The organism is Nostoc sp. CMAA1605, assembly GCF_021596505.1.
Classification (GTDB): Bacteria; Cyanobacteriota; Cyanobacteriia; order Cyanobacteriales; family Nostocaceae; genus Trichormus.
The window spans coordinates 1-25,973 of record NZ_PJIZ01000001.1 but is presented as its reverse complement, the minus strand read 5'-3'; the positions used below and the strand labels follow the sequence as shown (position 1 = coordinate 25,973).

Annotated in this window: 22 protein-coding genes and 1 pseudogene; 6 read left to right on the top strand and 17 right to left on the bottom strand. The window is 38.9% G+C overall.

Going from position 1 to position 25,973, the window contains the following annotated elements; genetic code table 11:
* Positions 1–23 precede the first annotated feature (23 nt).
* Entirely contained in the window at positions 24–2,912 is a 2,889-nt protein-coding gene (uvrA, locus tag CV014_RS00115; protein ID WP_236140159.1) for an excinuclease ABC subunit UvrA, read from the top strand.
* A 149-nt stretch (positions 2,913–3,061) separates the two neighbouring features.
* On the opposite strand, the gene CV014_RS00110 is transcribed toward uvrA, so the two are convergent.
* The 4 genes from CV014_RS00110 to CV014_RS00095 all read right to left on the bottom strand — a co-directional run bounded on the left by CV014_RS00110 (position 3,062) and on the right by CV014_RS00095 (position 5,457).
* The gene (locus CV014_RS00110) at positions 3,062–4,129 is read right to left on the bottom strand and encodes a patatin-like phospholipase family protein (protein ID WP_236140158.1); all 1,068 of its coding nucleotides are present in this window, start codon (positions 4,127–4,129) and stop codon (positions 3,062–3,064) included.
* 428 nt (positions 4,130–4,557) lie between these two features.
* Complete coding sequence (locus CV014_RS00105; protein ID WP_236140157.1) at positions 4,558–4,959, bottom strand: helix-turn-helix domain-containing protein; 402 nt, start codon at positions 4,957–4,959, stop codon at positions 4,558–4,560.
* Positions 4,943–5,242, bottom strand: coding sequence for a type II toxin-antitoxin system HigB family toxin (locus CV014_RS00100; protein ID WP_236140156.1), 300 nt, complete (start codon positions 5,240–5,242; stop codon positions 4,943–4,945). The genes CV014_RS00105 and CV014_RS00100 overlap by 17 nt, the downstream gene beginning before the upstream one ends.
* A gap of 14 nt (positions 5,243–5,256) precedes the next feature.
* Positions 5,257–5,457 carry a hypothetical protein gene (locus tag CV014_RS00095; protein WP_236140155.1) on the bottom strand — a complete coding sequence of 67 codons (201 nt, stop codon included), beginning with the start codon at positions 5,455–5,457 and terminating at the stop codon, positions 5,257–5,259.
* A gap of 272 nt (positions 5,458–5,729) precedes the next feature.
* Between CV014_RS00095 and CV014_RS00090 the strand changes: the two genes are divergently transcribed.
* From CV014_RS00090 to CV014_RS00070, 5 genes are all read left to right on the top strand, one after another.
* Positions 5,730–7,367, top strand: a complete 1,638-nt coding sequence (locus CV014_RS00090; RefSeq protein WP_236140154.1) for an alpha/beta hydrolase — start codon at positions 5,730–5,732, stop codon at positions 7,365–7,367.
* A gap of 632 nt (positions 7,368–7,999) precedes the next feature.
* Complete coding sequence (locus tag CV014_RS00085; RefSeq protein ID WP_236140153.1) at positions 8,000–8,872, top strand: SDR family NAD(P)-dependent oxidoreductase; 873 nt, start codon at positions 8,000–8,002, stop codon at positions 8,870–8,872.
* 279 nt (positions 8,873–9,151) lie between these two features.
* Entirely contained in the window at positions 9,152–10,642 is a 1,491-nt protein-coding gene (locus tag CV014_RS00080) for a glycosyl hydrolase family 57 (protein WP_236140152.1), read from the top strand.
* 729 nt (positions 10,643–11,371) lie between these two features.
* Positions 11,372–13,546 carry a GumC family protein gene (locus CV014_RS00075; protein ID WP_236140151.1) on the top strand — a complete coding sequence of 725 codons (2,175 nt, stop codon included), beginning with the start codon at positions 11,372–11,374 and terminating at the stop codon, positions 13,544–13,546.
* 4 nt (positions 13,547–13,550) lie between these two features.
* Positions 13,551–13,724: a hypothetical protein gene (locus CV014_RS00070; protein ID WP_236140150.1), complete on the top strand. Its 174-nt coding sequence runs from the start codon at positions 13,551–13,553 to the stop codon at positions 13,722–13,724.
* On the opposite strand, the gene CV014_RS00065 is transcribed toward CV014_RS00070, so the two are convergent.
* The 13 genes and pseudogenes from CV014_RS00065 to CV014_RS00005 form a co-directional block, all read right to left on the bottom strand.
* Complete coding sequence (locus CV014_RS00065; RefSeq protein ID WP_236140149.1) at positions 13,680–14,705, bottom strand: 2-hydroxyacid dehydrogenase; 1,026 nt, start codon at positions 14,703–14,705, stop codon at positions 13,680–13,682. The two genes, CV014_RS00070 and CV014_RS00065, sit on opposite strands and share 45 nt — an antisense overlap.
* A 147-nt stretch (positions 14,706–14,852) precedes the next feature.
* Entirely contained in the window at positions 14,853–16,400 is a 1,548-nt protein-coding gene (locus tag CV014_RS00060) for a hypothetical protein (RefSeq protein WP_236140148.1), read from the bottom strand.
* Between the two features lie 56 nt (positions 16,401–16,456).
* Positions 16,457–17,248 carry a GNAT family N-acetyltransferase gene (locus CV014_RS00055; RefSeq protein WP_236140147.1) on the bottom strand — a complete coding sequence of 264 codons (792 nt, stop codon included), beginning with the start codon at positions 17,246–17,248 and terminating at the stop codon, positions 16,457–16,459.
* A gap of 415 nt (positions 17,249–17,663) precedes the next feature.
* A complete protein-coding gene (locus tag CV014_RS00050) occupies positions 17,664–18,584 on the bottom strand; it encodes an NAD(+) kinase (protein ID WP_236140146.1) in 921 nt (306 codons plus the stop codon).
* Between the two features lie 6 nt (positions 18,585–18,590).
* Positions 18,591–18,896, bottom strand: a complete 306-nt coding sequence (gene nuoK, locus CV014_RS00045) for an NADH-quinone oxidoreductase subunit NuoK (RefSeq protein WP_006199065.1) — start codon at positions 18,894–18,896, stop codon at positions 18,591–18,593.
* Between the two features lie 37 nt (positions 18,897–18,933).
* Positions 18,934–19,542, bottom strand: coding sequence for an NADH-quinone oxidoreductase subunit J (locus CV014_RS00040; protein ID WP_236140145.1), 609 nt, complete (start codon positions 19,540–19,542; stop codon positions 18,934–18,936).
* Between the two features lie 108 nt (positions 19,543–19,650).
* Positions 19,651–20,235 carry an NAD(P)H-quinone oxidoreductase subunit I gene (gene ndhI, locus CV014_RS00035; RefSeq protein WP_103140349.1) on the bottom strand — a complete coding sequence of 195 codons (585 nt, stop codon included), beginning with the start codon at positions 20,233–20,235 and terminating at the stop codon, positions 19,651–19,653.
* 80 nt (positions 20,236–20,315) lie between these two features.
* A complete protein-coding gene (gene nuoH / locus CV014_RS00030) occupies positions 20,316–21,434 on the bottom strand; it encodes an NADH-quinone oxidoreductase subunit NuoH (RefSeq protein WP_103140348.1) in 1,119 nt (372 codons plus the stop codon).
* Positions 21,435–21,916: 482 nt separating this feature from the next.
* Entirely contained in the window at positions 21,917–23,053 is a 1,137-nt protein-coding gene (locus tag CV014_RS00025) for a citrate synthase (RefSeq protein WP_236140144.1), read from the bottom strand.
* A gap of 112 nt (positions 23,054–23,165) precedes the next feature.
* The gene (sixA, locus tag CV014_RS00020) at positions 23,166–23,660 is read right to left on the bottom strand and encodes a phosphohistidine phosphatase SixA (protein ID WP_236140143.1); all 495 of its coding nucleotides are present in this window, start codon (positions 23,658–23,660) and stop codon (positions 23,166–23,168) included.
* Between the two features lie 30 nt (positions 23,661–23,690).
* On the bottom strand, positions 23,691–24,368 hold the full coding sequence (locus CV014_RS00015) for a hypothetical protein (protein ID WP_236140142.1): 678 nt from the start codon (positions 24,366–24,368) through the stop codon (positions 23,691–23,693).
* Positions 24,365–24,619, bottom strand: a complete 255-nt coding sequence (locus CV014_RS00010) for a RusA family crossover junction endodeoxyribonuclease (RefSeq protein WP_236140141.1) — start codon at positions 24,617–24,619, stop codon at positions 24,365–24,367. The genes CV014_RS00015 and CV014_RS00010 overlap by 4 nt, the downstream gene beginning before the upstream one ends.
* Positions 24,620–25,027: 408 nt before the next feature.
* Positions 25,028–25,973: pseudogene (locus tag CV014_RS00005) on the bottom strand (DHH family phosphoesterase); the annotation flags it as partial.

The window sequence follows — 25,973 nt, the reverse complement described above, 5'->3', positions numbered from 1 at the left end:
CTCTCATTATTTGGCCTGTCAATATGTCAGATCACAAGCTAGCCGCATCCTTAAATGGACACCTTCCCTACCCCAACTCTAACCCCCAGAATACAATTCGGATTCGCGGCGCAAGACAGCATAATCTGAAGAATATTGACTTAGAATTGCCACGCGATCGCCTGATCGTGTTTACTGGTGTCTCAGGTTCGGGTAAATCGTCTTTGGCGTTTGATACGATTTTCGCGGAAGGTCAACGGCGTTATGTAGAATCTCTAAGTGCTTACGCTCGCCAGTTTTTGGGACAATTAGATAAGCCAGATGTCGAAGCGATTGAAGGTTTAAGTCCGGCGATTTCCATTGACCAGAAATCAACTTCTCATAACCCCCGTTCTACGGTGGGGACGGTAACGGAAATTTACGATTATCTGCGGTTATTGTATGGTCGAGCTGGTGAACCCCATTGTCCCATATGCGATCGCTCTATTGCACCTCAAACTATAGACGAAATGTGCGATCGCATTATGGAACTACCAGACCGCACTAAGTTCCAAATTCTCGCCCCTGTGGTGCGGGGTAAAAAAGGAACTCACCGCAAGTTATTATCTAGTTTGGCTTCCCAAGGGTTTGTGCGTGTCCGCATCAATGGGGAAATTCGGGAACTGTCAGATTCTATTGAATTAGATAAAAATTATACTCATAATATTGAGTTGGTAATTGACCGATTGGTGAAGAAGCCTGATATTCAGGAACGTTTGGTAGATTCTTTGTCTACGTGCCTGAAACAATCTGGTGGTATTGCTAGAATTCTTGTCAGTCCCAATAGTGATGATTCTACTGAAGAAGAACAAGAATTAGTCTTCTCCGAAAACTTTGCTTGTCCAGAACACGGCGCGGTGATGGATGAATTATCACCGCGCTTATTCTCGTTTAATTCCCCTTATGGTGCTTGTCCGAACTGTCACGGTTTGGGGACGTTGCGGAGATTTTCGCCGGATTTGGTAGTACCTGATCCTGAAGCTCCAGTATACGCTGCGATCGCGCCTTGGTCAGATAAGGAAAATTCTTATTATCTAGAACTACTTTATAGTTTGGGTAGTAATCATGGGTTTGAATTACAAACAAATTGGAGTAAGTTAACACCCCAACAGCAGCAAATTATTCTGTATGGGGAAACGGAAACTAGTAAAGACCAAAAAACACCCCAATATAAAGGTGCAATTCCCATTTTGCAGCGACAATATGAAGGTGGTTCGGAGTTAATTAAGCAAAAATTAGAGCAGTATTTAGTTGATCAACCCTGTGAAGTTTGCGGCGGTAAAAGATTAAAACCGGAAGCTTTAGCGGTGAGATTAGGACAATACAATATTTTAGATTTGACTGGTGTATCGATTCGGGATTGTCTGGAAAGGATTAATCATTTAAAATTGAGCGATCGCCAAATGAAAATTGCTGATTTAGTCTTAAGAGAAATTAGAGCTAGATTGCAATTTTTATTAGATGTCGGTTTAGATTATCTCAGTTTAGATAGAGCCGCCATGACCCTTTCTGGCGGTGAATCGCAACGCATTCGCCTAGCTACACAAATCGGTTCTGGCTTAACAGGAGTTCTCTACGTTTTAGACGAACCAAGTATTGGTTTGCATCAAAGAGATAACAGCAGATTGCTGAAAACTTTAACTAAATTACGCGATTTAGGTAATACTTTAATTGTCGTAGAACACGACGAAGAAACCATCCGCGCCGCCGACTATATAGTTGATATCGGCCCTGGTGCGGGAATTCATGGTGGTAATATTATCGCCCAAGGTGATTTACAATCATTACTCACTTCAGAAGAATCATTAACAGGTGCATATTTATCAGGAAAAAAAGTCATTCACACCCCCAAAGAACGCCGCGAAGGGAATGGACGCAGCTTAATTATTAAAAATGCCCATCGCAACAATTTAAGAAATATTGATGTGGAAATTCCTTTAGGTAAACTTGTAGTGGTCACTGGTGTTTCTGGTTCTGGTAAATCGACCTTAATTAATGAATTACTTTACCCATCATTACAACATCATTTAACTAAAAAAGTACCTTTACCAAAAGATGTTGAAAAAATTCAAGGATTAAATAGTATTGATAAAGCAATCGTTATTGATCAATCTCCCATTGGACGCACACCCCGTTCTAACCCCGCAACTTATACAGGGGTTTTTGATGTCATTCGAGAGGTATTTTCACAAACCGTAGAAGCTAAAACCAGAGGTTATAAACCAGGACAATTTTCTTTTAACGTCAAAGGTGGACGTTGTGAAGCTTGCGGCGGACAGGGTGTCAATGTCATTGAAATGAATTTTCTACCTGATGTTTATGTCCAGTGTGAAGTGTGTAAAGGTGCGAGATATAACCGCGAAACTTTGCAGGTGAAGTATAAGAATAAGTCAATTTCTGATGTTTTGAATATGACGGCGGAAGAAAGCTTAGAGTTTTTCCAAAACATCCCTAAAGCTGTTAATCGTCTACAAACATTAGTTGATGTTGGTTTGGGTTATGTGCAGTTAGGACAACCCGCCACTACTTTATCTGGTGGTGAAGCGCAAAGGGTGAAATTAGCCACAGAATTAGCACGTCGTGCTACAGGTAAGACGATTTATTTAATCGATGAACCGACCACAGGTTTATCATTTTATGATGTGCATAAATTATTAGATGTGTTGCAAAGATTGGTAGATAAAGGTAATTCTGTTTTACTAATTGAACATAATTTAGATGTGATTCGCTGTGCTGACTGGGTGATAGATTTGGGGCCAGAAGGTGGCGATAAAGGTGGAGAAGTAATAGCTGTGGGAACACCGGAGGAAGTTGCTAAAAATTCTCGGTCTTATACTGGGCAATATTTACAGCAAGTTTTACAGCAGTATCCAGCAATAAGCGAAGTGAAGTAATCGCAGAGTTAGAGGCGATCGCTTTATTCCACTCCGTTGTACTCACAATTACATATCGTAATTGATGAAACAGACATGACATTACCTCATTAAAAAGCGAACACTTTTTTAAATTAAAAAAGTGTTCGCTTTATGATGATTTTGCTGCCCTAAACGTAGGCAAACTGTGTGTTTAAAATATCTGAGTCACTAATTTCTAAAGGTGTGATTAGGGTTGCACATAACTGATCAAGTTCATCCTTTCTTTCTTGAACAAGTTCATCTCCTAACTGCATGAGACGTTTAAGTTCTTCCTTCGTCTTACCATCCATAGGCACATCTTTCTTAAAGTGTTTCTGAAATCGGTAATATCTTTGTTCATACGCTTCTTCGTCGTGGAGTACGTGAGGATCTACGTATTCTAGAAGTTCAAATATTTGGGACTCGGACTCAGCAGAAGTTCCCATTGAGGCAATATTAAAAATAGCTTTGCCCCAACCATTATCTACGTGCCAAATGTTGCCAATATTACCTAAGCCAGAATTCTCTAAATCTTCTCTAGATGGGCTAAATTGACCCGTTCCAAGAGAAACTAAAAGTTGGCTCTGTCTCTTAATATGGGGAAACTGTTTTCTGGCACGAATCAGAAGATTGAGTGATGGGTTATTGATGTAAACGCCTCCATCAGTTAATAGGCAATCCATTTCTTCACTTTTCAACCTGAAAGCCGGAAAAAACGTTGGTGCTGCTGATGTAGCTCTAGCCGCTTGCCAAACAAAAAAAGAACCGTTCACTTTATCACGGTTATTAAAATAGAACGGTTGATTGCTTTTGAGATCATAACTATAAACTGTTACATCACAATCTTCTGTTGTTGGTAACTCTCTCAAAATTGTAGTTTTACCGAATTTTTTCTGTAGGTAATTCTCAATGTTTTCAGGAGAATATTGAGACGAAAACCAACCAGGCCCACTACCATGATTCCAAGAGCAAAATATTTGATCAGCATCCTGTGTATAAAATTTCATCAGTTCCTCTGCTTTATATATTCTTTTAGTTGCAGGGTTGATGACATTTAAACCAAGTGTAATGATGCCTCCCGTCGATGTCCCACCAAATATATTAAACAGTTGATGAATTTGTTTACCTGTTTTACTTTCAATATACTCTAAAATTTTTAAGGGTATTATCCCACGAATTCCACCACCATCAATAGATAATATTCTGACTGGATACATGATTAGCTCCTAGCAATTTTTGGATATTTTCTGCTTAAAGCAGATAATTAAAACACTGTTATTAGTGAATTTTTGATAGTATATTGACTGCAAAAATCAAGCATCAACTTAAAATAGTTGTTGCTATTTAAACAATGTTTTTATTTGCCAAAACTTTCAACAACCAAGTTTAAATCTAGCCACTTAATAACTGTTTCAGTATTTTTACTGAAAATCAATTAATTATTAATATTTACATTTTTTAATACTTCAATAATAAAATTTATAATAGTCCACTAATAGGGCTGCTGAATCCACTACTTCCTTGTTATGACTAACTTAGATTGATTACCTGAAAGGGTATTCTGAATTCTTATTCAAGGACAAAATTATCAATATATGTGAGAAAATATAAATATAAAACCGATTGATCAAGATTAAGCGATCGCCTAGTCTAAAAACAACTTTACATTAACATGAAAAAACTTTCCTAAAGCTTCAGCTTGTTGCTGAGTGAATCTAGTTTGATCATTAATCACTTGATTTACAATTTCTTCAGAGCCGAGAATTTCTACTAAATTAGCTGCTGTTAAATCTCTAGCTTCCATCAAATGTAATAGCCTTGAATGAGGAGTGGATAAATTTATTTGATAATGCTGGTCTTCAAAATCTTCAATTAGTCTCACTAATAGCTCTAACAAGGTATTTTCTTCAGGTGTCAGATGAGAACGAGACAGCAATTCTTCTACAATTGCTAAAAAATGTTCGTTTTCGGCTTCTGTCTTAATGATTCGAGGTTGATACTCAGACAATAACTGACTGTAAACTTTGGAGTCAAAAGTAAGGGTCATTTTTCCATTTGTCTTTGTCGTATTCGGCATGAGTTAAGACATATTTTATATATATTATCTGTCGCTCATAGTTGATACTGGTAATTAAGCGGTATTTATTCCCTTTAATATTAAAAACTGTAAAATTACTTACTGCTTCAGCTTGAGGATAAACAGTTTGAACTTCTAATAGATTTACCCAGGTGGCTTGACTCGCAGTTATATACCAGTTATCAAGAGGTTCACCGGAATCAGCGTGTGCTTGACTAAATTCTCGTAGCTTTTTCCGGCTGATGATGTGCATTTGAAACAATTAAACTAAGCATTATTCAAAGTCTCATCGCCTGATGGTTGTGCTGCTTTAACTACAACCTTGCCATTTTCTACTACAGTCTTAGCTTGAGTTATATTTTGGTTTTGTTGAATTGGCTCATCCTGACATTGGTGTTGATGAGCAATATTTTCTTCTTGCTGTTGGTTGAGGACAACAGCACAACTGGCGCAACTATTAACAGTCATATTCTGTACTTTGCTATCTATAACCTATTATTGCACTCCTGATTGAGTTTATCGGGTTCAACTGCAATATATCCGTAAGTATGAATACTTGCAGGCAAATATTTGATTTATGCTACAAATAGCAGATTTATGAATGTAAGCACTTGCTTTATGATGCTTATAGCCGATTTTAAATATCTAAACTTAAATTAAGTAGGAATGCAGCCTAGTTCTTGTTTTGCTTTCTCCTAGTCCCAAACTTGCAAAGATAAAGTCAACAGTGGGTTTTTCTGATGAAAAGAATGTTAAAGTACCTCACTTTGGGGTTATTATCTACGTTTTTAACTGCTAACCCTGGAATTGCGGCTGAACGCATTAGTTTCTTTTATCCTCCTTTTGGAGAATTCTCTTTACCTGTTAGTTCTTTAGAAACTTTTGCCAAGGAAGGGAAGATAGATAGGAATCTCAGATTTTATGCTGAACGCGCTACGCCTGAACAACTAGCACAATTACGGGAACTGCTGCAAATACGTTTCAATGTTACACCAACTCTCGTATCCCAAGTTACTTACTCTCCCGTGGGAGAAGAGGTTTTACAACGAATAGGGGAATTGTTGTTAACTGACTCTCGGAAGAATGGTTTTTACGCTTTGCGTTCGGCTTTAATTTTATCGGCGGCTTCATCAGAGGGTTTATCAATTACCAATTTGCTGCGGAAGTTTCCTAGTAATGATGTGCGACTAAATTTTACAGAAGCGGTGAAAATAGTTGATGATTTGTCACAGCTACTCAAAACTAGGGATAAAGTTGTAGCAGCTTTGCAAAAAGAATCATTAAGGCAGTCTACCTCCTCTGAGGTTGATTTTTCCAAGTTACCAGATTTAAGAAAGCCTGGAAATTTGCGCTGGCAAGTTAGTCAGTTTAATTTAATTGATCCTGGGCGCGATCGCCGTTTACCTTTAGATTTATACTTACCCATAGCCACGGCAGAGAATAACACCCAACCACCTTTTCCCCTCATTGTGATTTCTCATGGTGTCGCTTCCGACCGCTACACATTCGCCTATTTAGCTCAACATTTAGCATCCTACGGTTTTGCTGTTGCGGTAATAGAACATCCTGGTAGTAATGCTAGCCGCTTTCAAAAATACTTTTCCGGTTTAGCAGAACCACCAGCACCCAGAGAATTTATTGATAGACCTTTAGATATCAAATTTTTATTAGATGAACTCCAGCGTATGGAACAAGCTGATCCCAAGCTGAGAGGAAAACTAGATTTTGAGAAAATTGGGGCTATAGGCCAATCGTTTGGCGGTTACACTATTTTAGCTTTGGCTGGGGCGCAAATTAACTTTGATAATCTGAATAAGAATTGTTTACCTGATAATTCTTATTTAAATTTATCGTTGATTTTGCAATGTCAAGCCAACGAATTAAATTTAGATAGTTATCAATTGCAGGATAATCGTATCAAGGCGATTATTGCTATTAATCCGATTAATAGTGCTGTGTTCGGTGATAGTGGGATTAGTCAAGTGAAACTACCGACAATGTTTATCGCAGGTACTCAAGATATTTTTGCCCCACCTTTGCCAGAACAAATTCGCCCTTTTACTGAATTACCTAATCCTAATAAATATTTATTTTTAGTTGAAAATGGCACTCATTTCACCTTTATTGGTGAATCTCCCCAAGAGAGTAATGTTTTACCCGTCCCTAATGGCTTGTTAGGCCCTGAACGTAATACAGCTTATTCTTATCTTAATGCTTTGAGTGTAGCTTTTTTAAAAGCTAATCTTTTGAATCGTGCTGAATATCGTTCTTATTTACAGCCTTCCTACGCTCAATATATTAGTCAACCACCTTTAAATCTTAGTCTTTTACAGTCATTAACTACAGACGAGTTAAATCAAGTAGTCAAGCAAAAGTAGTGAGTGCTGTTAGCGGTAGCGCGGCGTTTAGCCGTTGCTGAGTAATAACTAATAACTAATGACTAATGACTAATGACTATTGACTATTGACTATTGACTATTGACCAAATTCAGTACAATTGCTGACGACAATTGGAGAAATTTTGTTCCTAAAATATATGTCTTTTTTTTGTTTTATGTATGACAATTTTGTGTATTTCTGACTCTTGGAATTTATTGTCAGGGGATCACAATATTTTTGAAATAGTATTTATAAAAACTTATTGAATTTTGAGTAGTTTATATATACATTGTAAACAAGTATTAAGAAATACTTATTAAAAAATATTGCAAGTCATTGATTTAATTGCTAACGTGTGTATCAGCAACGATGCTGATGAACGCTCCGAATTAAAGAGAGGTAAAGCTATGAGCCGTATCCGTTTAGCCAATTGTGGGAACAATTGATTTGCAATCTACAATCTGCAAGTTATGAAAAACGCAGATTAATTCAAAAATACGTCGTTGCTACAGGTTGATTGCTGTTGTTAATAGAAATGTAACTGATAATTTGTCTTCCCTGGGGATTGAGATTTGCGCTGATTGATGAATGCAGAACTGGGGTAAGGCTCAGAATTTGGAGGTGAAAACCGATGAAGATTCAAGGTAAAGTAGCTCTAGTGACGGGAGCTTCCCGTGGTATTGGAAGAGCGATCGCATTAGAATTAGCAGAACAAGGAATACAAAGATTAATTTTAGTGGCGCGCGATCGCCAAAAGTTGAGAGAATTAGCTCAAGAAATCGAAGCGATGGGTGTTCAAGCCACAGTTTTAGCGATTGATTTAACCCAAGCTACAGAAGTAAATATCGCCATAGCGCAATTGTGGCGCACTTATGGCCCAATTCACCTGCTGGTAAACTGTGCTGGGGTTGCATACCAAAATTCCTTTTTACGTTCCAAACTCCCCCAGGTACAAGAAGAACTCTCAGTCAATTTATTAGGAATGTATACCCTCACCAGTCTCATCGCCAAACGTATGGCTAGCCAAAGACAGGGGACAATTATCAACGTTTCCAGCTTAATGGGGAAAGTCGCCGCACCAACGATGGCTACCTATTCAGCCACAAAATTCGCCATCTTAGGCTTTACCCAAGCTTTGCGCCAAGAACTAGCAGAATACAACATTCAAGTCAAAGCCTTATTACCCACCCTCACCGACACAGACATGGTGCGCGACTTGCAATTATTTCGCTGGGTGATCCCCATGACTCCCCAGCAAGTCGCCAAAGCACTAGTCACCGGACTAGAAAAAGATTCCCCAGAAATCATAGTAGGATGGCAAAGTCACCTAGCTGTATGGTGTCAACGTTTAGCACCTTGGTTGCTGGAAATTGTTTTAAAAATAGCTGCACCACCAACAGCGCAAACATCAGAAAAACCAAGCTGGTTGGCGAAAATCCAGCGTGTTGCTGATTTATCGCTATCTAGAAATATGTTGGCTTTCGTTTCTGCACGTAAAGTATAGGGGTGTAAGAGAGTAACGAGTGCTGAGTGCTGAGTGCTGAGTGCTGAGTAAGGAGTGCTGTTAGCGGAAGCGCGGCGTTTAGCCGGTGTTGAGTAACAAGTAAACAGAAGTCTTGCGGCTACAAGAGGCGTATTGCAAGAAAAAGTACGTTCTTATTTCACTTCCCTGGTTTTAACTATGGGGTTGAACTCACAACTCAGCACTCAAAACTCAGCACTCTCCACTCCTGAGCATCTTCGTTAGATAATTAGATATTCTCTAATTTCGGAGTTATCAGTGATGCTGAATTTTCCTCACACCCTACCACCAGAAATCATTGATGGCTTACCGAATATTTGCGGTTGGGAACCAGAGGTGATGAATGTGGTTAACCATGACGCACCTGTGTTTTTACCAAAAACCAACTTGAAGTTAGAGAATATCAATGCAGTATTTGCGATCGCGTTACATATGCACCAACCCACAATTCCGGCTGGTCATGATGGTAAACTCATTAGCAATCTGCAATATATGTTTGAACATCCCCATGAAGGCGACAACCACAACGCCGCACCTTTTGCTTATTGCTACAGCCGTATGGGGGATTTCATTCCTGAACTTGTCCATCAAGGTTGCAATCCCCGTGTCATGCTGGATTATTCTGGTAATCTGCTGTGGGGACTCAGACAAATGGGACGCGATGATATTATCGATAATCTCAAGCGGATTACCTGCGATAACATCTATCAACCCTATGTAGAATGGTTAGGAACAATGTGGGGTCATGCTGTCGTACCTTCTACCCCGATTCCCGATATTAAATTACATATATTAGCTTGGCAACAACATTTTGCAGCAATTTTTGGTTGGGAAGCATTGGCACGAGTTAAGGGATTTTCGCCACCAGAAATGCACTTACCAAATCATCCTGATACTTTATTTGCATTTGTCAAAGCTTTAAAAGAATGTGGTTATCGTTGGTTACTAGTACAAGAACATTCCGTAGAAACAATTGATGGTCATGTACTCACTCATAAACATTTACCACATCGTTTAATTGCGCGTAATTCCTATGGGGAAACTATTAGTATTACAGCCTTAATTAAAACTCAAGGTTCAGATACAAAATTAGTTGGTCAAATGCAGCCTTATTATGAAGCTAAAACCTTATCCCCACAACAATTAGGTGATGTATTTATACCACCTATAGTTAGCCAAATTGGTGACGGTGAAAATGGTGGCGTGATGATGAATGAATTTCCCAGTGCTTTTAAACAAGCTTGGTGGGATATGGTAAATCACGGTGGCGGTAAATCAGGGGTTGTGGGTGTGTGTGGTACGGAATATTTAGAATTAATTGAGTCTGCTGGCTGTAAATCTGCCGATTTTCCTATGTGTCAGCCAGTAGGACAATATCAAATATGGCAAAGAGTAGAACCCGACAATAGTCAGCCTGAAGCAGTAGAAAATGCGATTCAGGAATTAAAGCAAAATAACCCAAACTTTCACATGGATGGGGCATCTTGGACAAATCATATCAGTTGGGTAAAGGGTTATGAAAATGTGTTATCTCCCATGTATGAATTAAGTAGTGTATTTCATCAAAAATTTGATCAATTATTGCAATCATCTTCAGAAATATCTGTGACTAAAAAAGCTGAATATCGCCAAGCACTGTTACATAATTTGTTACTGCAAACAAGTTGTTTCCGCTATTGGGGACAAGGTACATGGACAGATTACGCTTATGCAATCTATCAACGTGGTATGTCGTTAAATAACACACTGTAATTTTCTAATTTATTCCACCCAAAGATAGCGATCGCACTCCGAAATAGTATACTTAAATACTATTTCCGCCATAAACAATTCTGAGGAAATAACCGGAAAGTAGTAGATAATTTTATCTAAGCTTAATTTTCTCCTGCCAATTAAATGATAAATAAGTCAAGAGTCTTTTGATTTCTTACCAGAAGTTACCCAATAGGTAGAACCATATTATACATTTATATTTAGTTAATGGTTATTTATGATTTTATTTTGTATACAAAGTATATTTATTCACTAAATTGTGAATGTACAAACATCCATATATTTAACAGTGATTATTTTTCTAGAGCTAGATGCCAGTAAAATAGCCATTATTTCAGCATTTTGAGGTTCATAGTAAACTTAGATTCATCTTTGTTGGTATTGAAAACAACACTACCAATGAATTTAGTTTTCATATTTCTGCATAGTCCTTTAGATATCCAATCATTATTTAACAAATTTGAGAGTTGACGAGAAACATTAATAACTATAAATACTGCTAAAAATATCAACTCCAGAGAAACTAAAAAATAACTTGTGCATCTTTAATAAGGATACATTAAAGGCTTGCACAGAACATTGACATCAAGGAGCAGATTATTTTAGGCTCTATATTCTCCATGCCAATATCCTAAAAATTGGTATGGAAAATTGCATATACATAAAAAATAACGGTTCAAGTTTTCACAACACTTGAGGATTTTACTAATGTCTAAAGTAAGTTTAAATCAAGAGGAATTTGTTACTAACTCATTCCAAAAACAAGCCAGATTTAGACATATATCTAAAATCTTACTGCGGCGGCGGTTTGTAGTCTTGGGAGTTTCTTGTATTGTCATGTCTGTTACTAGCCTCATGGCTGTCATGACTAAGACTAACTACAAAAGCTATATGCAAATTTTAGTAAATTCTAATGTGTATGAAGGTATAGAATTAACTAATATTCCCAATAATAGCGTTAATCAGCAAGCGAATCCTCAGCCCCAGGTGATTGATTACTACGCTGCTCAGAAAAATCTGATGCTGAGTTCTAACTTGCTAGAAAAAGCAGTAACTTTACTCCGTTCTACTTATCCTAATATTACTGTAAATGACATTAAAGGCACATCAAGTGACGGACTTAATTCACCTTTGCAAGTTACACAAATAGAAAAGAAAAGAGGAGCTAATCAGCTAGTTAGTCCAGTATTTGAAGTCTCTTTTCAGAATAGTGATCCTGTTAAAGCCCAAAAAGTATTATTAGCCTTACAAAAAGTTTATCAAGATTATAATCTCGAACAGCAGCAAGAACGTCTCAATAAAGGATTAGCTTTTGTTAATACCCGTATACCACTACTACAAAAACAGGTTAGACAAGCTGAACGCAATTTAGAGAATTTCCGCAAAAAGCACAACTTATTAGATCCCCAATCACAAAGTCAAATTCTGTTGAAATCATTAACGGATATTCAAAAACAATTACAAACAACTCGCACAGAGTTACAAAATGTCCAAGAACGTCAGCAAAATTTAGAACAGATATTAGCCACCTCAACTCAACAATCACTGATTGATGCTAATTTGGGTGAATCAACTCGTTATCAAATGCTGTTAAGTGAAGTGCAGAAAACTGAACAAGCATTAGCACAGGAACAGTTACGTTATACAGATAACTCGCCGATTATCGTCAGTCTCAAACAGCAATATCAACATCAGTTACAACTCTTGCAACAGGAGAAAAAGCAATTAAAAATCGATACTACAAAAGCAGCAGCATTAACACAAGGGCAGATAGTAGAAGAGTTAAACCAATTAAAAGCAACTGCTGATAAATTAAAAAATCAGGAAAAAAACTTAGTTTTCTCAGAACAGCGAATTAGTACAGAGTTAAAGAAATATCCCAGCTTAATTACAGAATACCAACGTCTCTTACCAGAAGTAGAAACTCAACGTCAAGCTTTGGAACAATTACTACAAACACAACAGTTTGTCGGCTTAAAAATCACTCAAACAGGCTTTGACTGGCAATTTTTAGAAACACCAACTTTAGCAACATATAACAGTTATGACAAACTGTGGCTAGTGTTTGGGGGTATGGTGATGGGGCCTATTTTGGGTATAGGTATTGCACTAATTTGGGGAATGCGTCATCGTGTCATTAGTTCACCCCAAGATTTACAACGAATCAGCAACCTGAGATTATTAGGTTCTGTACCGAAACTTGCATCCCATGCAATGGAAAAGCGACTACCGAGTTTAGCTTGGAACTGGCGACGCAACACAAAACCGCCTCTAGTAGAAACTAACTCCTGGCTACCTTGTCACGAAACCCTAGATATGGTGTATCAAAATACCCAAATCTTGAAGCATCCTTTTCCTTTTAATTCTTTGATGTTAACTTCTGCATTACCAGGAGAGGGACGCACGACTTTAGCTTTAGGTTTAGCTGCCAGTGCTGCACATATGCACCAAAGGGTATTATTAATTGATGCTAACTTGCGATCGCCTAAACTCCACAAAATTCTCCAACTACCCAACGAATGGGGACTATCTCTTTTACTAGTTGATGAGACTAATGAAAATGTCCACGACTATATTCAGCCTATTCACCCCTCCATCGATATTTTGACTGCTGGTTCTCCGCCAGAAGATCCTGTAAAATTGCTGAGTTCTCAGCGTATGAAGGAACTTATCGAGTTATTCGAGCAAAGTTATGACTTAGTATTAATCGATGCGCCAGCCATTTTAGGTACAGTGGATGCCAGAATCGTCGCTTCTTTGTGTAACGGCATTATGATGGTAGGGCGTGTAGGTTGGGTCACTCAAACCGAAGTTACTCAAGCAGTGGAAATTTTAAATCGCTTGAATTTGGTTGGCATTATCGCCAATGAAGCGAGTAATTAGGGGAATGGGGACTAGGGACTGGGGACTGGGAGACAAGGTAGATTTTATACCTATGCCCAATGCCCAATGCCCAATGCCCAATTCCCAATGCCCAATTCCCAATGCCCAATGCCCAATTCCCTATTTTCAAAGATTAACTTACCAAAACCTTATTCCCTATTTCCGGTGGTGTGTGTAGTTCATTGGCACAGGTGCGGCCTTGTTCAACATCTGTAATATTGGCTAGTGTTGTGTCTGCAATATTACGCAAGGCTTCTTCTGTGAAAAATGCTTGGTGTCCGGTAATTAGTACGTTAGGAAATGTTGTTAGGCGTTGAAAGACATCATCCTGAATGATTTCATCAGACAAATCCTCGAAAAATAATTCTGATTCCTGTTCGTAGACATCTACCCCCAGAGAACCGATTTTACCTGTCTTGAGTCCTTCAATTACGGCTTGAGTGTTAATTAGCGCACCGCGACTGGTGTTAATTAACATAACACCAGATTTCATTTGTGCGATCGCATCAGCATTAATGAGATGATGAGTTTCTGGTGTTAAGGGGCAATGCAAAGAAATAATGTCAGAGTTAGCAAATAATTCTGGCAACTCTACATACTTGCCACCCAATACCTCTAAATCAGAATTTTTATACATATCATAAGCCAGTAGGTGACAACCAAACCCCCTCATGATTTTTCCCAAAATCAAACCGATTTTACCAGTACCAATTATCCCCACAGTCCGTTCATTTAAGTTAAATCCCAGTAGTCCTTCTAAGGAAAAATTACCTTCTCTAACACGGTTATAAGCACGGTGAATTTTGCGATTTAAGCTCAAAATTAATCCCGCAGCGTGTTCTGCTACACCATAGGGTGAATAGGCTGGAACACGTACCACGGTAATTCCTAACGTGGCGGCGGCTTTTAAGTCTACATTGTTGAACCCAGCACAACGCAGCGCAATTAAGCGCGTACCTCTGGCGGCTAAAATTTCTAGCGTTGGTGCATCAACTTGGTCATGGACAAATACACAAACCGCCGGAAAACCGGCGGCTAGGATAGCGGTATCTTGACTCAGCCGAGGTTCAAAAAACACCAATTCATGTTTTTGGGGATAATTTGCAGCTTCTAAAAACTGTTTATCATAAGCTTTGGTGCTGAAGACTGCTACTTTCATGCAAAACCTCAATATGTATGGCGCATGGTTTCCCATACATAATAGCTTGCACTCTTATAGAGAAATTAGGTGTATGATACCAGCTAGATAGGGGTTTGGCCTTGTTTTTCCCCAGTGCTACAACTACAGCAAAAATTAATGCTTCTGTTAATAATTTACTTCAGACACCCAATAGAGATGATATCTTTCACTATCCACCCATGATCTTTCAAAACTCTTAATAGAAACAACCTGTAAATTTTCATGGTTGAAAGTCAGCTTTTTATTTAAAACCAATAAAATTCGGTTTTTGTTAGTTGGATTTTTCAATACCTCATTAATCTGAGCTAATATTTCCCCCTGTCCAACTGGTTTACGTCCCGATTTAAATAATGTGTAACTACCTAAATCTTGCAACTCAGGATAATACAATTTACGGTTAAGATACCCAGATAATGCAGCCATGTTTGCATCCCGACTAGCAAAAATAAATTCATCATTTAATTTCTCTTTTTTGATATAATTTGCAGTCTCACGACTGGCAGAAAAAGGTATAATTATATCTCTAGCAAAACCGTATATTCCTCCTAGCAGTTGGGCATACAAAATCAGCATTAAGGCGAGATTTTGCCATTTGTGACCCCACATAAACAATCTTTCTGTAATCCGAAACTTATTGATAATAAAATCAGATTCATGGTAATATCTGCCCAGCCATAATGCAGCTATTAAAACTAAATAGAAATGCCCAAAATGTCTAGTATGTCCAGCAAATCTTAAGTAAGTAAATGTTAACAGTATCAAATTACCCGTAATAAATAAAAATACAGAAAATGGTTTTTTCGATAATCTTATTACAGTCAAGACACAAATAAATATAACAATCAAACTACAAACTATTAAATCCAGCCATCTTTTGTGGGGAACAATCAGAAAATAAGTACCAAATAATCTGCTGATACTTCTTAAAAAATGCCTAAAGTCTAATTGCAATAACCATCCATTATCTAAACCTCCGTGAAGATAACTATCAGATGGCGGAGTAATAGTTAAAATGGATAAAATAAAAGCAACTATAATAATGCTAATGCTCAAAAACAAATCATATCTCTGACTTTGATGTATGTATTGCTGACGATGTTCTCTATCAAAGCAAAACTCTACCAATAAAGTTAATGATAATGATAACGCAACTAATAGAGCATAAGCACTACTATTAGCCAGTAACCCTAATAAAATTGCTAAATAAAGATAAGTCTTCTTTCTGGATGGAAAAACAGCACAGAAAGCGAAAACAAACAGCAAACTGAACGCATAATTTCTCGAAATTAACAAATACTCATAAAAAGGAAAATATCCAAATGTAAAAATCAATTTTTGCTGATAATTAAAAGGACTGTATAACCAAAAAAGTATGACAGCTAAAATTGTGATGCTTAAATGAAAAATCTGCATGATTACAGGAGTATCAGCAATCATCCTGATTACAGCCAAAGAAAAGTACCAGAGAGCAGGATGACCTTCGTAGCGAATATTATTAATTAATTCTTCAAAGGATGTGCTATCTCTCACAATTAACCAAGGATTTAGTTCATCTCTCCACATTGCATGGTTGATTATTCCTACTAAACCCAGCACAGAAAAAATAATTATAATCAACCAGGGAGAATCAAAAGATAACTGTGTAAAACGATTAATTAATTTTTTAGATGACATTTTTATGACTGTTTTCGATATTCATATCTACAAACAGTATCAGTATACAGTGAATATTAAGGCAATGAATGCAAGTGTGTAAAATCTTGGATTCTAGATATAGTTAGAAAATCAATAGTTTTAAAATTATGGTCAAGTGCTGGCAGGCTACAGATTTTAGCACCAATACTCAAATAAGCCTGGACAATTTTTGGAATTTCCACATGGCATCTATGATTATGAATTTGGGGTAAATTCAGGCAATATTGTGAGTGAGGATAAACTAAAATAGTTTTGTGCATCAAATCATTTTTTTGAAAATAATCATAGACACAAGCTGCTTCCCAGGTGCATTGTGTAAGTAATGAAGAGCAGCCAAAAAAATATTCACTACCACTCCAAATGAGATATTTAGCTAATCCTTCCCAAAGTAATAAAAGCGACTGGATATTGCGATATTCTTTGGCGATACAGGCACGTCCAATTTCTACAGATGCTTGTAATACACTGTCAGGAATTGTCTGAAGATTAAAAATATCAGCAGCATCAAATCCTAATCCTTGAGATGCCATTTTATAAGTTTGCATTCTGTAAGTACCAACAGTTTTACCAGTGGCTTTACAAATTAACATCAAATGATGACAAATGCTATCAAATTGATCTTCATCCATCTGTGTTAATTGGGAACAAGAAAAACCTAAACCTAACTCTAAATTAAATACTTCAAATCGCAAACGAAAAATAGATTCTAATTCGTGAGGCGTTAAAGCAATTTTCAGTATGTACTTATCAGTTTCTAGGATAGGAAAATCTTTAAAAGCAGAAGGATTGCTAAGTGAATAATCGATATATCTGTATGAAATTTCCATCTGTCTCTTAAAAAACAAAGGTGACAGGTGACAGGTAACAAGTGAAATTGAAGAGAATTTGATATGTTTGTTTCATTTGTAGCAGGTAGCATACCACCTGTTGGACATTTTTGATTCAACGTAGGTTTATTATGAGCTTAAATTCCTAAAAAATCTGGCAATAGGATACAGAATTGGTCTAATATCAAGCTTACATAACTAGGGATTGGGGAGACAAGGTAGACAAGGTAGACAAGGTAGAAGGGGGGAAAAACTAATGACTAATGAATAATGACTAATGACTAATGACTAATGACTAATGACTAATGACTATTGACTATTGACTATTGACTAAATCACAAAACCCCCAGTTTGATGACTAGGGGTAAGATAAATTAAAACAGAGATTAGTAGTTAAATTACTGGGCAGATATCCTCAATTTTGATGATTATTAGTGTAGCGAACCCTAGTACCTGCCCAGAGTAATTTCTCTCGTAGCGTCTGATAGTAAGAGTTGTTCTCTCTTAGGATAATAAATTTAGCCAGACAATCAGCCATACGGATGTCAACGCGATGTCCAGGCCAAATTGAGGTTGCTAAGACTCCATCCATCCATAATTTCGTCGTCAACTCATAGTCACCTAAAGGCCAAATACTCACAACAGAACCTGCGGGTAAAACCAGAGGACGACTAGAAAGACTCATCGGACAAATAGGCGTGATGGTAATTGCTTCCATACCATCGTGCATGATTGGCCCATTAGCAGAGACAGTATAACCTGTAGAACCTGTGGGAGTCGAAACAATCAGCCCATCACCCACATATTGATCTACGACTTCCCCATCAATTTCCATTTCTAAGATAGAGGTGATCATGCGATCGGCAGAAGCAGGTTTGACACAAAATTCATTCAACCCCAAAAAGCGTTCCGTTACAGGTTCTAAATTTGTGTGATGTCCTTCATACACTGCGGCTTGTAACATCATCCGCCGTTGAATAGCATACCTGTCTTCAAACAGCCGATCCCAAACTGCTTCCGTATCTTGAAATTCTTCTACCGATTCAGTTAAAAACCCTAAATGACCACCGACATTGACTCCCAAAATTGGGATACCAGCCGGTGCTAAATGTCTGGCACTAGTAAGGACTGTGCCATCACCACCGAGGACAATTGCCAGATCAATTGGTTGTCCTGCGGAAGCCAAAAATACCGGATAAGGATTATCTTTTGGCCCGCTTGGCCCCATTAAGACCTGACAATTGCGACTTTCTAGCTGTTTAGCACAAATTTCTGCCCAGCGTTTGCTCTGGGAGTCTCGCGCTTTATAAGCAATGATTATCTGCTTGAGTTGCACACGCAATTACCACTTCAGGAGATTAAACTGCTCCATATCGACGGTATCACGGTTACGATAAATGGCAAGCACGATCGCTAAACCTACCGCCGCTTCAGCAGCGGCCACAGTAATCACAAACACTGTGAATACTTGACCCTTAATTAATGTTGAGTCAAGAAAGTTGGAAAATGCCATTAAATTCAAATTAACAGCATTCAGCAGTAATTCGATAGACATTAATACTCTGACGGCGTTACGGCTGGTAATTAAGCCATAAATGCCAATGCAGAATAAAGCGGCTGCAAGTAACAAAAAATATTGGAGTTGCATCGGTTCTCGTATCCCTTTTGAACAATCTGGCTTGTATTTATTCTTGAGTATCGCTACCAGCCCCGACAAGTTCTCTGGGACGTTCTGGTAAAGTCAACACTGTTTGAGGCAATTCTGAAGGGGTGACTTCTGGCAAATACTCACGACGCGCCAAAATAATCGCTCCGACCATTGCCATTAACAGCAATACCGAAGCCAATTCAAAAGGTAATAAAAAGTCAGAGAAGAAATGCTCACCAATCAACACAATGGTGCTTTCTCCAGTTACTGGAGTAGTGGAGTAAGCCCAAGGTGTAGCTAATACCATTGTGCTTAATAGCGCGAACAAACCGACAGCAACGATCGCAGTCAGAATTTTTCTTACGCCAGCACTGGGGAAGGGAGTAAAATTCTGGCGTTTGTTCACCAACATAATGGCAAACAAAATCAGCACGTTGACTGCTCCCACGTAAATCAGCACTTGGGCGGCGGCGACAAAATCACCATTCAACAACAGGTACAAACCCGCGATGCTGATAAACACTCCTCCCAACATAAAGGCAGAATAAACAATGCTGGATGCTAGCACCACACCAAGGGCTGTTCCAATCATCATTACGGCCAGTATGCCGAAGGTAACAAGTTGTACTCCTTCCGCTAGATTCACTGTTTTTTGTCCTCAGTTAATAGTCAATAGTCAAATAGTCAATAGTCAATAGTCAACAGTCAATAGGTAAAACACTATGGACTTTTGACTCTTGACTCTGAACTAATCTCATTTTTCCACTTGTTCTACTAGGTCTTCTGGACGTGCGCCAGCGCGGGGTGCATCGGCGGGTAGATCGTGGGGGTCGAGAACGCCTTTAGGTAGGTAAACCAATTCGCGTAATGGTGTGACCATTGGGTCATTTGTAACTTTGTAGGGCAGACGACCTAACGCCACATTATCATAGTTGAGTTCATGGCGATCGTAGGCGGCTAACTCGTACTCTTCTGTCATGGAAAGACAGTTTGTAGGACAATACTCCACGCAGTTACCGCAGAAAATACAAACCCCGAAGTCAATACTGTAGTGCTTGAGCTTTTTCTTTTTGGTAGCTTTGTCAAATTCCCAGTCAACTACAGGTAAGTTAATGGGACAAACGCGCACACACACTTCACAGGCGATACACTTATCAAATTCATAGTGAATCCGACCGCGAAATCTTTCACCAGGGATGAGTTTTTCGTAGGGGTACTGTACAGTGACCGGACGGCGGCGCATATGGTCAAAGGTGACGGATAATCCTTGACCGATGTAACGGCCAGCTTGTATCGCTTCTTTGCCGTAATCAACAACTTGTTTGAGGAACTTTAGCATTTTGTCTCTCTCTCTTGGGAATTTTGGATTTTGGATTTTAGATTTTGGCATAAATCTAAAATCTCAAATCTCAAATTGGACTAACCACCGAAGGCGACGGGAAAGGCCAGTTTCAAGGCTGCGGTTACTAGTAGATTTACTAATCCCACTGGTAATAAAAATTTCCATCCCAAATCTAGCAACTGGTCAATCCGTACCCGTGGTACTGTCCAGCGTAAGAGAATGGCAATGAAGATAAGGAAGTAAGCTTTGATTAGAGTCATGATGATACCCAAAGCAGCATTAACTACTTCAAGTATGGGATTGACTTCAGTAATTCCTAACCAGCCTGCTAAAACATTGATAGGAATGGGAGAATCCCAACCACCCAAGTACAAAACTGCCACCAATAATGCAGAAAGCACTAGGTTGACGTAAGAACTGAGATAAAACAGGGCGAATTTCATCCCAGAGTATTCGGTTTGATAACCTGCAACTAGTTCTTCTTCAGCTTCTGGTAAGTCAAAGGGTAAGCGTTCGCATTCAGCTAAAGCCGCAATCCAGAAAATGAGAAAGCCCAAAGGTTGTCGCCAAATGTTCCAACCCAAAAGACCATAGCCGGACTGTTGGTTGACGATATCCACAGTGCTGAGGCTGTTAGACATCATCACGATCGCTAACACACTCAACGCCAAGGGAATTTCATAACTAATTGATTGCGCGGCTGCTCTCAAGCCACCCAAGAGGGAGTATTTATTGTTGGAGGCGTAACCAGCCATCAATAACCCAATCGGTTGAATGCTCGATAAAGCAATCCACAGGAATATCCCTGTCCCAATATTGGTGATGACAATATTCTGTCCAAACGGAACAATTAAATAAGACAGAAACACTGGCAACACAACGAGAATGGGGCCGAGGGTAAATAACCAAGGGTCAGCTTGTGCTGGTACGATATCTTCTTTAAATACCAGCTTCAAACCGTCGGCGACGGGAGCTAATAAGCCCAAAGGCCCGATGTATTCGGGGCCAATTCGCTGTTGTGCGGCGGCGGAAATCTTCCGTTCTAACCAAACACAAACAAGTACACCCACTGTTGCCCCAATGAGCATCAGGATCATGGGTAGAGGCATCCAAATTGCTTTAGCTGCCCCCTGTGGGAGTCCTAAATCCATCAAGGATTTAATAAAAGTTCCTTGGAGGTCAATTCCTGAATTCATGTTTCTGCTCTTTAAGTCATCAAGTCATGGTGCTGCACAATCATTAGTTAAACTAATAATTGAAATAACACCCATTTATCTCTCTGTTGAGATGACACCTGAGTTAATATTTTTTGCCAATACCCATGCCTAGTATATCGCCCGATGGTTTTTGGCTTCTGTAGCTACACAAGAACTTCTACTTATAGCTAGGATTGAGATTTGCTATGTCTTGGGAGATAGAGCATAAAAAAAGGCAAAAGTAAAAAGTAAAAGGGTAAAAGATTTCTTTCTTTTGCCTTTTACCTCTTACCTTTGGACTTACTACCCCTTTCTTTTAGCAACAGTTTTCCATTGTCACAAGGTTGATATTTACCAACCTGAGATTGTAGTGAAGTGATTGACAATGGAATCAATCGTCCTAAGTGCCTTCATGCAGGAGTGTGGCAAAGTCGCTCAGTAATTTTCCCCCTGCGCCCTACTTCTGAAGCCCCTCTGCCTCTTTAGCGTTGGTTGAGGGGTGTGTAAGGCATATCGTGATGACCATTATAAACCTGAGTAGGACGGAAAATCCGGTTTTCTGCTAGCTGTTCTTTCCAGTGGGCTAGCCAACCAGCCACACGCGCGATCGCAAATATTGGTGTAAACAAATCTGTGGGAATCCCCATCTTTCTATACACCAAACCAGAGTAAAAGTCAACATTAGGATAAATTCCTTTGTGACCCAACTTCTCTTCCACCACCCGTTCCATTTCTTGGGCAATGTCGTAGTATTTATCTGCGCCAAACTTAGCAAATAATTGCTCGGCTAAGTCTTGCAGAATAATAGCTCTGGGGTCTTTCACTTTGTAGACACGATGACCAAAGCCCATGAGCTTCTGTTTATTTTGTAACCGTTCCTCAACATAAGGACGGACATTTTCCACAGAGCCAATTTCTTCCAACATTTGAATGACTTCTTCGTTAGCACCACCATGAAGCGGGCCGCCTAAAGTTCCGACAGCACTAGCAACCACCGCATAAGGGTCGGTTAAAGTGGAAGCTGTCACCCTAGCACTAAAGGTAGAAGCATTCATCGTATGCTCAACATGGAGAATCAAGCAGACATCAAAGATTTTCGCTGCTAATTCATCCGGTTCTTTCTCGTTGAGCATGTAGAGAAAATTGGCAGAATAATCTAAGTCATCGCGGGGTTTAACGGGGTCATTACCTTTCCGCATCAACTGAAATGCTGCCACCATCGTGGGAATTGTCGCGATGAGGCGCACCACAGAATCCCGAATATAGGCAGGATTATGTAAATCCCGTAGGGAGTAGAACAAGCCTAAAGCCGCAGCAGAGGCTTGCAGCGCATCCATCGGATGACCGCTTTCGGGAAAACATTTCATCATATCCCGAATGCGATACTTAATTCGCCTGTGGAGGCGGACTTCTTCCTCAAATGCTTGTAATTCATCTTTCGTGGGTAATTTTCCCCAGATTAAAAGGTAAGCAGTTTCCAAGAACGTACTTTTAGCTGCTAGTTCCTCAATCCGAATGCCACGATACTCAAGTATTCCCTTCTGCCCATCTACATAACTGATACTCGATTGGGCGGCGGGAATGCCTTCTAAACCAGGCTTGTATTCGCACACCATCATGGCAACACCATTTGCTTAATGAAATATCCGACACGCTAACTTACCAGAAATGATGGTTGCCATAACAGTAACCTAGCTAACAACAATTCTTTAACAAATTATTGCCAAACTGTTATAGTAAGTACCTGGGAGGTGTCAACCAAAACATCTGACTTCTACCCACAGGTGAACCATTTTCTGGCAGTTTTACTCCGATCATACCTGCTTTTTTGAGGACTAAGACGCTTTTGACTTCCCCCCATAGCAGAATTTCTGCCCAATTACTCAAACAAGGTTCATGTCCTACTACGGCTAATTGGGTGTTTGGGGCAAAATTTTTGGGTTGCAACCAGTAATCTAACCAACTGGAAATATGACCATTGGGAGCTAGATGGTTTGATTCCTCCATCTGAGAACTCAATCCTACTTCTAGGAGAATTTCGGCGGTTTGTCTAGCGCGTACTAAAGGACTAGTGACAACCAAATCAAACTGCAAACCCAGTTTTACTAATCGCTGGGCTACTTTCTCAGTTTTTTGTCTTCCTTCTTTGGTCAGTTGGCGTTCCTCATCTTTAATTCCCGCCTGTTGTTCTTCGGCTATGCCATGACGAATCAGATAAACTTCCACAGTCGCACCCGATGTAAATTAACAACATTTCTAGTTTCTCTTACTTTCATTTCTCCATTCTTCTAATAATTCACCAACTAAATTATCAAAATCATGCACAACTTTTAAGTTTAATGTTTCTATATATCCATGTGCTAGACGATTCCTAATTTTCAAACAATCTTGAACAAGATCAAATTGAGAAATTGACAACTCTCCTAAAGAGTACATTTGTCTTAGTAAACCTATAATTGGAAACTGTTCTATAGGTATTGACGCATCGACTGCTCGCTTTCTTAAAGCCCCCTCAAAAATACTCCACAGAAAAAGAAATGCTGGTTCAATTGCATCGTTTTCAATGAGATTATGAGTCTGAATAAAACGGTCTGTTAGCTCTTGCCATGAAGGAAGTTTTTGTGTTGTTCCAGGTAATAATTTTGCTTCTATATCTTCAAGACTTACTAATAAAAAACGCCAACCCGGATGCTTACTAACTTCCTCTGCTACAGCCTTTAACCTTTCCACAGAAATTCTACTAAGGCTGGTTTTTATTTCAATTACAAAACCTGTGTTATCTTTAGTAGCAATAATATCTGGTTGGTAATTACCCAAATCAAAGGGTAATTGATCTGTTTTAGGTTCAATTAAAACCTGAAAACCCTCACGAACATACTTATTTGCTAGAGATATAATTTTTTCATCATGTAGAGTTTTAGTATTATTAGTCATAAGTATTTTTCCAATGGTTGAGATTCACTAACTTTTACATAAACACACTCTTCACCGATGAGGACACCATTCTGCAATAAAGAAGGTAAACTTATCAAATCAATCGGATCAGACATAAAACGACGATGGCTGTCTACATCTGATATCAAATTATCATCTTCAAAAACTAAGCCTACAAGTGCATCTTGAATTGGCTTGATAATATTATCGGTGTCGGGGGGATAATCATCACAAAAATAAACTAGCGTCAACTGTAGATTAAGGTCTTAAATTGGACTACTACCTTTCCAAACTTTTTGAGCTTCAGAACGCACAAAATTCTTCCATGCCTGAAGTTTTTTCTGATTTTTTACTTGTATCGCAACTGGCCTTCTGGGAATAATAAATTCAAAAGGTAAATATATTATTGACATTCTAAATTGATATTTTAATGATAGCTAGAAAACTTACATAACTTTTCATAACTGATTTCTGAAATTTCAGGCATAAATGGTCTTATACGAACTTTATACCAAATTATAGGCAAGAACACCATACATAAAAAGCCAAGAAATAAATTTCTTGGCTCAGGTTTGACTGAGTTAAAGCTCAGTATTTACTTGATTGAAATCAGTTTTAATGGATTTTGTTTCTTGATTATGATTACTTGAGTACAAAACCTACTCTGACTGAATGGGATTATCTTTAGGGTTCACCAATTTCAGCAATTTCTGCTTAATTTGCGCGTCAAATACTTCCCATTTCATTCTGGCATAAGCAGAATTTTCATTACCACCAGATAAGAAACCCATCGGAATTTCAAAGCCGCCAGCACCCGTTCTCCCACCACCAAAAAATCGCCCGGTGCTATCTTGTCCAAAGGCTTCTTTAATAAATTCATCAGGGTCAAGGGTGAGTTTAGTTGTTCTCAACGAACCAATGACTACTTCTAGTTCATCATCTTCGTCGTGAACAATGCCGTAAACTACAGCAGTATGCACGTTTTCTTCTGTCACTAGAAAATCTGCTGCTTGGGGGATAGCGTCGCGGTCATCATAGCGTAAGTACCCAACACCAGCAATGGAAAAGTTATTTTGGACGATCCGATTTTTCAGCGATCGCTCAATCACATCCATCACCCGCTTAGAACGGTTAGCCTGAAGAATTGCATTCAGCAGTTGGGCATCATAAAATCGGCTTAGATAAGCTGCTGCCATAAAGTCTTCTTCTTGGGCTTGCATCAGGCGATTCGTGTCTGAGCGTAAACCGTGCATCAAAGCCGTAGCGCATTTGACGTGTTGACTAATGCTACTATCTAAAGCCAATAACCCAGATTGCAGATACTGTGTAAAAATTGTGGCTGTAGCACGTACATAAGGACGCACATCCACAAACTCTGACTTGAGTTCGGCTTGTAAGCTGTGATGGTCGATTACGGCTACTATCGGTATGCCTGCTTGCTCTACAGATGTCAGTAGTTGACTGGTTGTTCCTTGGTTATCAATTAAAACTAAACCTTGATAACAAGATAAATCTTTCGTTTTGATAGTTTGTGGTGTCCAGCGTTGTGCAGGTAGTCCTGTAAGCTTCACTAAAGCAATTTTTCTTGGTGACTTAATGTCCCAG